10 protein-coding genes are annotated in these 12,824 nt (G+C 65.1%); 2 read left to right on the top strand and 8 right to left on the bottom strand.

Translation table 11 applies throughout. The features are described from left to right. The 8 genes from fdh3B to apbC form a co-directional block, all read right to left on the bottom strand. Window positions 1–627: formate dehydrogenase FDH3 subunit beta (fdh3B, locus tag D769_RS28035; RefSeq protein ID WP_008651784.1), on the bottom strand; the 627-nt coding region annotated here is incomplete at its 3' end. A gap of 14 nt (window positions 628–641) precedes the next feature. Next, a complete protein-coding gene (locus tag D769_RS28030; RefSeq protein WP_008651783.1) occupies window positions 642–3,713 on the bottom strand; it encodes a molybdopterin-dependent oxidoreductase in 3,072 nt (1,023 codons plus the stop codon). A gap of 72 nt (window positions 3,714–3,785) precedes the next feature. Then, window positions 3,786–4,001 carry a hypothetical protein gene (locus tag D769_RS28025; protein ID WP_008651781.1) on the bottom strand — a complete coding sequence of 72 codons (216 nt, stop codon included), beginning with the start codon at window positions 3,999–4,001 and terminating at the stop codon, window positions 3,786–3,788. 140 nt (window positions 4,002–4,141) lie between these two features. Next, complete coding sequence (locus D769_RS28020; RefSeq protein WP_187192247.1) at window positions 4,142–4,783, bottom strand: molecular chaperone TorD family protein; 642 nt, start codon at window positions 4,781–4,783, stop codon at window positions 4,142–4,144. Between the two features lie 57 nt (window positions 4,784–4,840). Continuing rightward, on the bottom strand, window positions 4,841–7,021 hold the full coding sequence (locus D769_RS28015) for a 4Fe-4S dicluster domain-containing protein (RefSeq protein WP_008651779.1): 2,181 nt from the start codon (window positions 7,019–7,021) through the stop codon (window positions 4,841–4,843). Window positions 7,022–7,124: 103 nt separating this feature from the next. Continuing rightward, window positions 7,125–7,721, bottom strand: a complete 597-nt coding sequence (locus D769_RS28010) for a DUF3306 domain-containing protein (protein WP_040011312.1) — start codon at window positions 7,719–7,721, stop codon at window positions 7,125–7,127. Between the two features lie 9 nt (window positions 7,722–7,730). Further along, window positions 7,731–8,207, bottom strand: a complete 477-nt coding sequence (locus tag D769_RS28005; RefSeq protein ID WP_008651775.1) for a DUF3305 domain-containing protein — start codon at window positions 8,205–8,207, stop codon at window positions 7,731–7,733. A 78-nt stretch (window positions 8,208–8,285) separates the two neighbouring features. Next, complete coding sequence (gene apbC / locus D769_RS28000; protein WP_008651774.1) at window positions 8,286–9,374, bottom strand: iron-sulfur cluster carrier protein ApbC; 1,089 nt, start codon at window positions 9,372–9,374, stop codon at window positions 8,286–8,288. A gap of 353 nt (window positions 9,375–9,727) precedes the next feature. On the opposite strand from apbC, the gene D769_RS27995 reads away from it, so the two are divergent. Next, window positions 9,728–10,363, top strand: coding sequence for an OmpA family protein (locus D769_RS27995; RefSeq protein ID WP_008651772.1), 636 nt, complete (start codon window positions 9,728–9,730; stop codon window positions 10,361–10,363). A 345-nt stretch (window positions 10,364–10,708) separates the two neighbouring features. After that, window positions 10,709–12,781 carry a methionine--tRNA ligase gene (gene metG / locus D769_RS27990; protein ID WP_008651771.1) on the top strand — a complete coding sequence of 691 codons (2,073 nt, stop codon included), beginning with the start codon at window positions 10,709–10,711 and terminating at the stop codon, window positions 12,779–12,781. Window positions 12,782–12,824: the final 43 nt, after the last annotated feature.

Genomic DNA, 12,824 nt, shown 5'->3' with positions numbered 1-12,824 from the left:
CGGCGCCGCGGGCGGCGTGCCCGCTGCCGGCTGCGCCTTGACGCCGCCGTAGGCCGTGCCCCAGCCGAAGACGTCGCCGCCCTTGCCGCGCTTGATCACGCGATTGCGCAGGATGTCGGCGATCACGTCGCCATCGCCGCCGAGCAACGCCTTGGTCGAACACATTTCCGCGCACAGCGGCAGCTTGCCTTCGGCCAGGCGGTTGCGGCCGTACTTCTCGAACTCTGCCTCGCTGCCGTTGGCTTCCGGGCCGCCGTTGCAGAACGTGCACTTGTCCATCTTGCCGCGCACGCCGAAGGTACCTTCGCTCGGGAACTGCGGCGCGCCGAATGGGCAGGCGTATGAGCAGTAGCCGCAGCCGATGCAGACATCCTTGTCGTGCAGCACCACGCCGTCTTCGGTGCGATAGAAGCAATCGACCGGGCAGACCGCCATGCACGGCGCATCGGAGCAGTGCATGCAGGCCACCGAGATCGACTTCTCCGCGCCGACCACACCATCGTTGACCGTCACCACGCGGCGCCGGTTCACACCCCAGGGCACCTCGTGCTCGTTCTTGCATGCGGTGACGCAGCTATTGCACTCGATGCAACGCTCGGCATCACAAATGAATTTCATGCGGGCCATTTGCGTCTCCGTCCTTATGCGAACCGCTCGATCTGGCAAACGGTGGTCTTGGTTTCCTGCATCATCGTCACCGAGTCATAGCCGTAGGTGGTGGCGGTGTTCACCGCCTCCCCGCGCACGATCGGCATCGCGCCCTCCGGGTAGTAGGGCTTGAGATCCTTGCCCTGCCACCAGCCAGAGAAATGGAACGGGATGAACGCCGTATCCACGCCCACGCGCTCGGTCACCAGCGCGCGCACCTTGATCCTGGCGCCGGTCGGCGTCTTGACCCAGCAGTAGTCACCGTTGCGGATGCCGCGTTCGGATGCCGCCTTCGGGTTGATCTCGACGAAGTTCTCCTGCTGCAACTCGGCCAGCCACGGGTTCGAGCGCGTTTCCTCGCCACCGCCCTCGTACTCGACCAGACGGCCCGAGGTCAGGATGATCGGGAATTTCTCGTAGACCTTGTTCTCGATGTTGCGCTGCTGCACGGTCTTGTAGAGCGTGGGCAGGCGCCAGAAGGCCATCTTGTCGTCGTGGGTCGGGTACTTGGCGACCATGTCCGGGCGCGTCGAGTACAGCGGCTCGCGGTGTTGCGGGATCGGGTCCGGGAAGTTCCAGACCACGGCCCGCGCGCGGGCATTGCCGAACGGGTGGCAGCCGTGGTTCTTCATCACCACGCGCTGGATGCCGCCCGACAGGTCGGTCTTCCAGTTCTTGCCATCGGCCGCCTTCTTCTCGGCGTCGGTCAGTTCGTCCCACCACCCGAGCTTCTTGAGCAGCACCGCGTCGAATTCCGGATACCCGGTGGTGATGTCCGCGCCCAGCGAGTGCGATCCATCGGCCGCCAGCAGGCTCACGCCATCACGCTCCACACCGAAGTTGGCGCGGAAATTACCGCCGCCGTCCATCACGTTCCTGCTGGTGTCGTAGAGGTTCGGCGAGCCCGGGTGCTTCAGCTCCGGCGTGCCGTAGCAGGGCCATGGCAGGCCGAAGTAATCACCGGTGATGTCATAGCCGGTGACCGGGTCCTTGCCGCCCTTGCAGCGCAACGAGCGCACATCGAACATGTGCATATTGCGCATGTGGGCCTTCAGTCGCTGGGGTGACTGGCCCGTGTAGCCGATGGTCCAGTTGCCGGCGTTGATCTCGCGCAGGATCGATTCGGTCTCGGGCTCCCGCCACGTGCGTCCTGCGCGCTTGACCTCGACCAGCTTGTAGTTCTTCGACAGTTCGTTGGCAAAGCCCAGCTTCTCGGCGAACGCCTGCATGATTGCGTGGTCGGGCATCGACTCGAACAGCGGCTCGATCACCTTTTCGCGCCATTGCAGCGAACGGTTCGACGCCGTGCACGAACCCGAGGTCTCGAACTGGGTGCAGGCCGGCAGCAGGTACACGGCACGGTTCGGGTTGGGGGTATCGCCTTCGGTCGCCGGCATGTTGGCCATGGCGGCCGTAGCCGACGGATACGGGTCGATCACGACAAGCAGGTCGAGCTTGTCGAGCGCGCGCTTCATCTCCAGGCCGCGCGTCTGCGAGTTCGGCGCATGGCCCCAGAAGAACACGCCACGCACGTTGTGGTCCTGGTCAATCAGTTCCGGCTTCTCGGTGACAATGTCGATCCAGCGCGACACCGTGGTGCCGGACTTCTCCATCATCGCCTGCGAGGCGAACTGCTTCTTGATCCATTCGTAGTCCACGCCCCAGACCGTCGCGAAGTGCTTCCACGCGCCGGCAGCCAGGCCGTAGTAGCCCGGCAGCGAATCCGGGTTCGGCCCCACGTCGGTGGCGCCCTGCACGTTGTCGTGGCCACGGAAGATGTTGGCGCCGCCGCCCGACACACCGATGTTGCCGAGCGCCAGTTGCACGATGCACGATGCCCGCACGATGGCGTTGCCGATTGTGTGCTGCGTCTGGCCCATGCACCAGACCAGCGTGGACGGGCGGTTCTTCGCCATCGTCTCGGCCACGTACCGGACTTCGGCCTCGGGCACGCCGCAGACTTCCTCGACCTTGTCCGGCGTCCACTTGGCCAGCACTTCCTCCTTGACCTTGTCCATGCCGTAGACGCGGTCAGCCAGGTACTTCTTGTCTTCCCAGCCGTTCTGGAAGATGTGATACAGCACGCCGAACAGGAACGCGATATCGGTGCCCGAGCGGATGCGGACATAGTGATCGGACTTGGCCGCCGTGCGCGTGTAGCGCGGGTCGACCACGATCACCTTGCAGCCGCTCTCCTTGGCGTGAAGCAGGTGGAGCATCGACACCGGATGCGCCTCGGCCGCATTCGAACCGATATACAGCGCCGCCTTGGCGTTCTGCATGTCGTTGTACGAATTGGTCATCGCACCGTAGCCCCAGGTGTTCGCCACGCCAGCCACGGTGGTCGAATGGCAGATGCGCGCCTGGTGGTCGGTATTGTTGGTGCCGAAGAACGAGACCCACTTGCGCAGCAGGTAGGACTGTTCGTTGCTGTGCTTGGACGAGCCGATGAAGAACAACGAATCCGGTCCGGTTTCCTGGCGGATCTGCTTGAGCTTCGCGCTGATCTCGTCGAGCGCCTGATCCCAGGAAATGCGCTGGTACTTGCCGTTGACCAGCTTCATCGGGTACTTCAGCCGGTATTCGCCGTGACCATGCTCGCGCAGCGCGGCGCCCTTGGCGCAATGCGCGCCCAGGTTGATCGGCGAATCGAACACGGGCTCCTGCCGCACCCACACGCCGTTCTGCACCACCGCGTCGACCGCGCAACCCACCGAGCAGTGGCCGCAGACCGTGCGGCGCACGACGATATCGCCCTTGCCGCCTGCTCCGCTCTTGCCGTCGTCGGCATCGGCGCGACGCATCATCGTCAGTTGCGTGGCAGCCAGCCCCGCGCCAACGCCGATGCCCGAACGCTTGAGGAAGCTGCGGCGGTCCATGGTCGGCATGGCGCCGGCCAGACCTGCGGCAAGGCGCGCGGACAGGCGTCCTGATGACTGGGACTGGGATTGCGAACTGGAATCAGCGAGCCGGCTGCTGAGCCGGCCGGTCTGGCCTTGGTCCGCGCGATGGTTGGCGCCGTCGTTCGCGCCGTTGTTCGCACGTTTGCGGGTCAGGGGGGTCATGGCTTGCCTCGATCAGAGCGGTTGGCGTGTGCGACAACTCGGGCGCGCGCCAGCACGCCCGGGGCAACATGCCTAAACCAGCGTGGTCCGGTAGTACTTGCGGATATGGGCAGAGACCCGGTAGCCATCACTGCCCGGCGCGGGATCGGCGGGCTCGGCCTTGGCGGCGACGGCCTCGGCAAGCGCGGGCTGTCCGCGCGTGGCCACAACGGCGGCGCCGGCTGCGGCAACCACGCCGGCACCCGCCAGAAAGGTGCGACGTGCGACCCGGGGTTGTTTATCTTCCATGAGGACTCCTCGGCTATGCCGTACCGATGGATGATTTATTTATGACGTGTTTTGCATATTCTAGTTGCAACACCACCGAATGACCACGCACGCGGCCGCAAAATCCGTAAATATCGGACAAACCCCGACCTCGCCCCCGCTCAGTGCATCTCGAGCGCGACAGCCTCGACGCTGCAAAACGCGCGTAACAGTCCTGCGGCACTGCGGTAGAAGCGGGCCTGCGGATGGTTCTCGAGTGCGTCGCACAACCGGTCCACCCAAGGCTGCAGATGCCGGGCGAAGAAGCGTTGCTGCTCGCCAAGATTCGACACCGCCAGGTCATCGCCGGCCACGAGATAGCGCATCACCTCGCACAGCGCGGCCACGTGGTCCTCGGTTTCGCTGACGTTATCGTGCCGCGTGAGCCCGTAGCGGGCCAGATCGTCACGCAATGCCACCAATGGCCGCTCGTTGAGAAAGCCGGCCTGATAGAACGAGCCGTAGAGAAAGATCTCCTGCTTGCCGACGCCGACGAACAGCTGCGCGTATTCGTCCGCGGCTTCCGCGGCGGTCGTGATCGATGCTGCGTCGCACAACATATTCCACGCGCGACCAAGCACGGTATCGGCATCTGCACCTGACGCGCGATTGGCAGCGATATGGTGCAACAGCGTCGCATCGGGCGCCTGATAGAACAGCGTGGCCAGCAGACCGTAGAGATCGGCGCGCGCGGTGTCCTCGGGATCGGGCTCGCCGTGCGCCGGCGCCTGGGCGGTAAGCTGAATCGGCTGGAAATCGCTCATATTGTGATGCATCCCTTCCGTTTATCCCTTCTGTAGGGCTCTATGCCGTGCGCTGCCCTATTGCAGCGTCGCGCCCGTGGCGGCGCCGCTATCCTTTTCCACCATGTCGACGACCCGGCAGTCGCTGCACATCTTCAGCCGCTCAGCCGCCGCACCAGCAAACGCCGGATGGCCAGCCAGCCGGACCAGCATGGATTCCACCATCTGCGCCGTGCCAAATGGTTTGCCGCAACGGACGCAATGGAACGGCTGGGTTTCGTTGAGCGTGACGGGCCGGCGCGCGGCATCGCCTGCCAGCAGGCGTGGCACCAGCGTGATCGCGCCCTCGGGGCAAGTCTTCTCGCACAGCCCGCACTGCACGCAGTTGCGCTCGACAAAGGCCAGCACGGGCCGCTCGGCGTTGTCGCGCAGTGCCTGCGTCGGACACGCGCCCACGCAGGCCATGCACAGGGTACAGCGGGCGGTATCGACCTGCACGGCCCCAAGCGGCGCGCCCGCAGGCAGCGCCATCGTTTCGGCGGGCACCGGAGCATTGCGCGCCAGGTGATCCACAACGAAATCCAGGGTTTCGCGCTTGGCCAGCGCGGCGCGGAATCCCGCGACTGGCAGCGGACTCAGCGGTTCGGCCGGCGTGGAAATCGCGCCCAGCCCCACATCGAGCGCGGCAACGTCGCTCGCCTCGATCAGCGCCAGCCGCTGGCCACGATAGCCGAAGCCCTCCAGGATGGCCCGGGCCACAGCCATCTGCTCGAGCAGCGCCGCACGGTATTGCGGCGCTTCGTCGCCAGTCAGCAGCACGGCCACGCCGCCGGCACCCCAGCACAGGGCAGCCAGCCACAACTCGATGCCCGTCGAGGCCGGATGGAATGCCGAAACCGGAATCACGTTCGGCGGCACGCCCCGTGCCCGCCCGGCCCGCGAGGCGCGACCCAGTGCGAGGATGGCCGGCGTACCGTGCTCCGCGCCGTGGATCAGCAATACGGCATCACGGCCGCCGGCACGGCTGTAAGTGGTCACCAGCGTGCGCAGGCGTTCGCCAAACGTCTCCGGGCCAGGGTAGCCATAGCTGATGGCACCGCTCGGGCAAACCGTCGTGCACGCGCCGCAGCCCATGCACAGGTTCGGCGTGACTTCGATACGGCCCTTGCCGTCGCGCCAGTGCGAACTGATCGCCTGCGTCGAACAGATGTCGATGCAAGCCGTGCAGCCCGTCGTCTGGTTGCGGCCGTGGGCGCAGAGGCTTTCCTTGTAGCGGAAGAACTTCGGTTTCTCGAATTCGCCGACCAGCTGTTGCGCGGTCAGCGCCAGCGCGTACTGGCGCGCGACATCTCCACCCGCATGCAGATAGCCTTGCGGCGGCTGATGCATCGCGAAAGCCGGTGAATCGTTGAGATCGAAGACGATGTCGAACCGGCCCGATTCGGTCGCAGCCGGGCGATCGAAATCAATGGCCGCCGCCGCGCCGCACGCTTTCACGCACTCGCGATGATCTCGGCAACGGTCGAGGTCGATCTGGTAGCTGAAGTCGATCGCCTGCTCGGGGCAGGCCGCGATGCAGGCATTGCAGCGCGTGCACAGATCCAGGTCGATCGGATTGCTCTTGCCGGCACCGGTCTCCCAGGTGGCAGTGAACGTGCCCAGCCAGCCAGCCAGCGACGCGAGCCTGCCACTGTGAACCGGCCACGCGCGATCCGCCGGATTCGCGCCGCTGTCCACCACGCCGTCGGCCTGGCCCAGCAGCACGGTCACATCGAGCCCCGCCTCACTGAGGCGACCCGCCCACGGCAGTGCGCGAGCGGCGGGTCCCATGATCAGTACCGTGCCTTCGGAGCGGTAATCGACCGTGGCCACCGGATCGGGATCGGGCAACGCCGCCACCGCAAGCAGCGCGGCGATCTTGGCGTTGGCCGTGGCCGGATCACGCCGCGCCCCGGCCGACCATCCACCGGTCTCGCGAATGTTGACGAAGCGGACCGGCGCGGTCATCACACCTTGCTCACTGGCCGTTTGCGCGGCCACCTCGGTGAACAGCGGGCTTTCCTGCGTGCACGCGACGATCACGTCGTCCGTGCCATCGAGCGCCTTCCGGAAATCGCCGATCTCGCGGCGGCACAGCAGGCGATGCACCTTCAGCGGCGCGGTGCCCTGCGTCGCATCCTGGTTACCGCCACTGGCCTTGGCCAGCGCCGCGCCGTCGAGCGGCATGGTGTCATTGCAATTGCAGATCAGCGTCGGCATTTGGACTTGCGCAGCGGCCGATGCGCGCCTTCTCGTCGCGGAAGGATCATGCGTCGGCGGATTTGTGGGAGTGGCCTATTCTAGGCTCGTGCCGGGTCAGCGGCTACGCGTGTTTGTCCGCAGCAGGATCTTCGTCCGGCCCGGACGAGGCCGTGGGCTCCTCGGCCACTGCTGCCTGCTTTCCCTGCCCGGGTTGCGGTGCCTGCGAAGCCGCCGCGTCATCCACGGCCTTTCCAGCCTCTTCGACTTCCGCGACTTCCGCGACGTCTTCGGCCTCCTCGACCGGATCGAACAGCCCCAGCGTCTCCGACTGCCGCAGCTTGCGCAGGATCTCGGGCGGGATCGGGTCGGGCTTGCTGTAGTCGTCGATGTAAGTGTCCAGACCGTCCATCACGTTGAAGTGCGGATCGGCGAACAAGGTCTTCAATGCCGCACGTTTGACGGACTCGTCGACCCCCTGTGCCACGAAGCGGGCGATGTTGTCGCCCGGGCGCAGCACGGCCACGTCCGCAAGCGTCGGCATCGGTACTGGGGATGCGGCGGGCGTTGGAACAGCCGCTGCCACGTCCGGCGATGTCGCGACGGGGGACGGCAACGCAGCCGGCGCCTGTACCTGTTCCTCCGGCACGGGCTTGCCCTCGCGGACCGCCGCCTTGCGGCGCGACCAGCGGGACAGGAAGGAGCTATCGCCGTCGCTCATCGCCATCCCTCAATAGCGCGCACGTTCTTCGGGCGCCTTGAACGATTCCGGCCGGCGCCGCTTCTTGGGTTCGGGCCGATAGTGCTGGTCCGTGAACGCCTGGAGCCACGCGCGCTGCTCCGGCTCCAGCGGCACGTTCTCGACGTTCTCGCCTGCGTCGAGCCAGCGCCCCGCCTCGTTATACGACAGGCTCACCGTAACCGGCACCGGGCGCGTCTCGCCATCCTCGTCGGGCTCCTCGGCCATGCGCCAGAGCACGAACCAGCATGGCGCGGTGGAGGTCAGGTTCAGGTAGTAGCCCTCACCCTCGTCGCGGTACAGCGTGACCGCATAGCCGGGATGCGCCCAGTGCTCACCGTGCTCGTCCGCGTCGAGCCGCTTCGGCGCCGTGCCGAACTCGCCGAGATCCGGCAGCACGGCATCGAGCTCCCACTTCCAGGGTTGCCAGCGGTTGGTCAGCGCAACACGGCGCATGACCACCGCCATCGTCACCGACGGCCTGCCAGCGGGCAAGGCTTCCGGCTCGGGAACAGCGGGTTGGTCCACGGCGGGCTCCGGTGAAGGTCAGGTGTTCTGAACGACGATGCTCGGGAACTTGTTGCTCATGTCGCGCGTCTTGTCGGCAACCTTGATCGCCACCTTGCGCGCCACTTCGCGGTAGATCGTCGAAATCGGGCTGTCCGGTTCGGCCACGACGGTCGGGCGTCCGGAGTCGGCCTGCTCGCGGATCGACAGGTTCAGCGGCAGGCTGCCCAGGAGGTCCACGCCATACTCGGTGCTCATCCGCTCCGCGCCGCCTTCGCCGAAGATGTGTTCGACATGGCCACAGTTCGGGCAGCAGTAGACCGCCATGTTCTCGACGATGCCGAGAATCGGAATGCCGACCTTTTCGAACATCTTCAGGCCCTTGCGGGCGTCGAGCAGGGCGATGTCCTGCGGGGTCGTCACGATCACGGCGCCCGTGACGGGCACCTTCTGCGACAACGTGAGCTGGATGTCGCCGGTGCCCGGGGGCATGTCGACGATCAGGTAGTCCAGGTCGTGCCAGTTGGTCTGGCGCAGCAGTTGTTCCAGGGCCGACGTGACCATCGGGCCGCGCCATACCATCGGATTATCCTGTTCGATCAGGAAACCGATCGAGTTGGCCTGCAGGCCATGACCCTCCATTGGCTCCATGGTCTGGCCATCGGTCGATTCGGGCCGGCCGTCGATACCCAGCATCATCGGCAGGCTCGGGCCGTAGATATCGGCGTCCAGCATGCCGACGCGCGCGCCTTCGGCGGCCAGCGCCAGCGCCAGGTTCACGGCGGTGGTGGACTTGCCCACCCCGCCCTTGCCAGAGGCCACGGCGATCACATTGCGCACGCCCGGCAGCAACTTGACGCCGCGCTGCACCGCGTGGGCGACAATCTTCATCGACATCGCCACGCTGACATTGGTTACGCCCGGCAGATTGCGCAGCGCGCCGATCACGAGCTTGCGGATGGGCTCGAACTGGCTCTTGCCGGGGTATCCGAGCTCCACTTCCACGGAAACGTCGCCGCCATCGACCCGCACGTTGCGCGCCGAGCGCGTGGACACGAGGTCCTTGCCCGTGTTGGGGTCGATCACGGTCCGCAGGACTTCGGTTACCTGTTCAATGGTGAGACTCAAGACAGACTCCGCTTCTAATATGGATATGTGGGGTTGAGGCACGCAATGCTAACAAAGTCGCCCACACGATATGGTCTTGTGGCCTGCGCCGCCGGGAAACCCCTTTGCCGAGTGCGGAATTACAGACAATTACATCTCTCACAGTCTCGGGCTTGTGCACGCGCCGCCATATGCCTATTGTAGTGCGCCAATCCCGGGATCCCGCGTGCCGACAGGCGGTATGCGGGATCGTCCTGAGTGTTTTTGATTGCATGATGAAAGTTGTACTGCCTGTGCGCGGCATTACGCGCCAGGCGTTAACATGCAGGATGGCTTTGGCAAAACATTTACGGGAATCACCAGAAGGAGAAAGCATGAATTTCAAGCTCGTCACCGTCTCGCTCGTCGCGGCTGCGGCCCTGGCGGGTTGCGCCACCGAACAACAGACCAATACGGCGGTCGGCACCGGAGTCGGTGCGGCGGTAGGCGCGGGGATCGGTAACCTGATCGGCGGCAACACCACTGGCACGCTGGTCGGCGCGGCAGTGGGCGGCGCGCTCGGCGGCGCCACCGGTTACAACTGGAATGCCATCCGCGGCAAGCTGAACAAGGACACCGCGGGCACCGGCACCCAGATCACCGAGCAGCCGGACGGCTCCCTGAAGGTCAACATCCCGAGCCAGGTCACGTTCGACACGGACAGCTCGACGATCAAGCCGTCGTTCCGCAACGTGCTCGACCAGGTGGCCCAGACGCTGGCGCAGCACCAGGACGTGTCGGCCAACGTCGTTGGCCATACGGACAGCACCGGCAACCCGCAATACAACATGCAGCTCTCGCAACGCCGCGCCCAGAGCGTGGCCGGCTACCTGGGTGACCGCGGCGTCGCCCGGACCCGCCTGAGCGCCGAAGGCCGGGGCCAAACCCAGCCCGTCGCGGACAATTCGACCGAGGCTGGCCGTGCCCAAAATCGTCGTGTCGAAATTTTCTTGAAACCAATTTCTGGGTGACCAGTCATAGAGTTCAGGTACCGCTTGCCACCGTTGCTGGCTCGCGATGGGTGGCTGACCTCCCGGGCGGTACCTGATTTCTCCTCCTTTTCCGTTGTGGAAAGCTGCGCCGGTGACTAACCGGCGCTTTTTTTTGCCCGTTTGCCAGGTGAATCAACGGTTTCCTGGCCGTTTTCGGCGATATTCGCCCCAATTCGGCCCAAGTTCACCCCCCGTTCGCGCCCAATCCGCACGCAAACCGCGCACCGACGCGGGGCAATTGCTAAAATAGCGCCTTTACCCCCGTGCCTCCTGCCGGTCACCGCCGGCGCTCCTGGCGCAAAACCCCTCTGAACGGCTCTTTTCATGACCGCACGCCGCATCCTCGTCACTTCCGCCCTGCCATATGCCAACGGCCAGATCCATATCGGCCACCTGGTGGAGTACATCCAGACCGACATCTGGGTGCGCTTCCAGCGCATGATGGGCAACGAGGTCTACTACGTGGGCGCCGATGACACCCACGGCACCCCGGTCATGCTGCGCGCCGAAAAGGAAGGCATCACCCCGAAGCAGCTGATCGACCGCGTCTGGACCGAACACAAGCGCGACTTCGACAACTTCCTGGTGTCGTTCGACAACTACTACAGCACCGACGCCGAAGAAAACCGCCAGCTTTGCGAGAAGATCTACCTGGCCCTGAAGGCCGAGGATCTGATTACCGAGCGCGACGTCGAGCAGTTCTACGACCCGGTCAAGAACATGTTCCTGCCGGACCGCTTCATCAAGGGCGAGTGCCCAAAGTGCGGTGCCAAGGACCAGTACGGCGACTCGTGTGAGGTTTGCGGCACAACCTACGTCCCGACGGATCTGAAAAATCCGTACTCGGTGGTGTCCGGGGCAACGCCGGTGCGCAAGTCGTCGACGCACTTCTTCTTCAAGCTTTCCGACCCGCGCTGCGAAACGTTCCTGCGCGAATGGGTGGCCGATCTGGCCCAGCCGGAAGCCAGCAACAAGATGCAGGAATGGCTGGGCGCCGAAGGCGAAGCCTCGACGCTGTCCGATTGGGACATCTCGCGCGACGCCCCGTACTTCGGCTTCGAGATCCCCGGCGCGCCGGGCAAGTATTTCTACGTGTGGCTCGACGCCCCGATCGGCTACTACGCGAGCTTCAAGAACCTCGCCGAGAAGCGCGGCATCGATTTCGACGCCTGGGTCGGCCCGCACTCGACGGCCGAGCAGTACCACTTCATCGGCAAGGACATCCTGTACTTCCACACGCTGTTCTGGCCGGCGATGCTCCGCTTCTCGGGCTATCGCACCCCGACCAATGTGTTCGCGCACGGCTTCCTGACCGTCGACGGCGCCAAGATGAGCAAGTCGCGTGGCACGTTCATCACCGCGCAGAGCTATACCGATACCGGCATGAACCCGGAATGGCTGCGCTACTACTTCGCCGCCAAGCTCAATGCGAGCATGGAAGACCTGGACCTGAACCTGGACGACTTCGTCGCCCGCGTGAACAGCGACCTGATCGGCAAGTACGTGAACATCGCCAGCCGCGCCGCCGGCTTCCTGGTCAAGCGCTTCGACGGCAAAGTCAACGAGGCCGCGCTGGCCAACCCGCTGCTGGAGCAACTGCGCCAGGCCGCACCGCAACTGGCCCAGTACTATGAAAGCCGCGAGTACAGCAAGGCACTGCGTCTGGTGATGGAACTGACCGACGCGGTCAACGCGTTCGTCGACACCAACAAGCCGTGGGAACTGGCCAAGGACGAAAGCAAGCGCGATGCGCTGCACGCCGCCTGCTCGGTGTCGCTGGAAGCCTTCCGCCTGCTGACGATCTATCTGAAGCCGGTGGTGCCGACCATGGCCGCTGGCGTCGAGCGTTTCCTGAACGTCGATCCGCTCGACTGGCGCGCCATCGACAAGCAGCTTTCGGCCGACCGCCCGGTGCAGCCGTACCAGCACCTGATGACGCGTGTGGATGCCAAACAGATCGATGCACTGCTGGCTGCGAACCGGGACTCGCTGCAGGCTACAGCGCCGGCCGCCGAAGCTGGCGCCGCGGGCGCTTCGGCCATCGAGCCGGTTGCCGACACGATCACGATCGACGACTTCGCGAAGATCGACCTGCGCGTGGCGAAGATCGTGGCGTGCGACAAGGTCGAAGGTTCGAACAAGCTGCTGCAGTTGACGCTGGACCTGGGCGAAGGCAAGACGCGCAACGTGTTCTCGGGCATCCAGTCGGCCTACACGCCCGAGCAACTCGTGGGCAAGCTGACCGTGGTGGTGGCCAACCTGGCCCCGCGCAAGATGAAGTTCGGCATGTCCGAAGGCATGGTCCTGGCTGCATCGGCCGCGGATGAAAAGGCCAACCCGGGTCTGTACATCCTCGAACCGCACAGCGGCGCCGTGCCCGGCATGCGTATCCGCTAACCGGTAGCAACCTCCCGGCCCGCGTGCCGGCGGTCTCCCCGAT

This window comes from Cupriavidus sp. HMR-1, assembly GCF_000319775.1.
Classification (GTDB): domain Bacteria; phylum Pseudomonadota; class Gammaproteobacteria; order Burkholderiales; family Burkholderiaceae; genus Cupriavidus; species Cupriavidus metallidurans.
This window is presented reverse-complemented; position numbering and strand designations above follow the sequence as displayed.

Coding starts and splice junctions, on each gene's coding strand:
- D769_RS27995 (WP_008651772.1), top strand. CDS start 9,728: ATGAATTTCAAGCTCGTCACCGTCTCGCTCGTCGCGGCTGCGGCCCTG.
- D769_RS28020 (WP_187192247.1), bottom strand. CDS start 4,783: ATGAGCGATTTCCAGCCGATTCAGCTTACCGCCCAGGCGCCGGCGCAC.
- D769_RS28015 (WP_008651779.1), bottom strand. CDS start 7,021: ATGCCGACGCTGATCTGCAATTGCAATGACACCATGCCGCTCGACGGC.
- D769_RS28010 (WP_040011312.1), bottom strand. CDS start 7,721: ATGAGCGACGGCGATAGCTCCTTCCTGTCCCGCTGGTCGCGCCGCAAG.
- D769_RS28005 (WP_008651775.1), bottom strand. CDS start 8,207: ATGGCGGTGGTCATGCGCCGTGTTGCGCTGACCAACCGCTGGCAACCC.
- D769_RS28030 (WP_008651783.1), bottom strand. CDS start 3,713: ATGACCCCCCTGACCCGCAAACGTGCGAACAACGGCGCGAACGACGGC.
- metG (WP_008651771.1), top strand. CDS start 10,709: ATGACCGCACGCCGCATCCTCGTCACTTCCGCCCTGCCATATGCCAAC.
- D769_RS28025 (WP_008651781.1), bottom strand. CDS start 4,001: ATGGAAGATAAACAACCCCGGGTCGCACGTCGCACCTTTCTGGCGGGT.